The sequence below is a fragment of the Bacillus sp. SIMBA_074 genome (assembly GCF_046534555.1).
Lineage (GTDB): Bacteria > Bacillota > Bacilli > Bacillales > Bacillaceae_G > Bacillus_A > Bacillus_A mycoides.
In genome coordinates, this window is the sequence record NZ_JAWRYM010000979.1 from 1 (window position 1) to 249 (window position 249).

Here is a 249-nt window from a genome sequence, read left to right on the forward strand (position 1 = left end):
GTCTGAATGTTTACCAGTTTGAACATGATTCTGAGCCAAAAAAATCAGCTAAATTTCACTCGGTTTCATTACCTGAAGGGACTATTGTGGAGTATCTTCAGGCCAAAGAGGAAAAAACCGTTTTATATAATGGCTTTCATTACATCAAATGTCGAGTACTTGATATTCCAACGGAGCTAACCTCATTGGAAGGAAAATTTGTTTGGTTAGCATCAGGGAAAAACTCAAAATTTGATCGTTTAATGTCGG

Annotated in this window: 1 protein-coding gene; it reads left to right on the forward strand. The window is 36.5% G+C overall.

Going from position 1 to position 249, the window contains the following annotated elements; genetic code table 11:
• Positions 1 to 249 (forward strand): hypothetical protein (locus SB773_RS33685; RefSeq protein ID WP_410594821.1); only part of this gene is annotated, 249 nt, incomplete at both ends.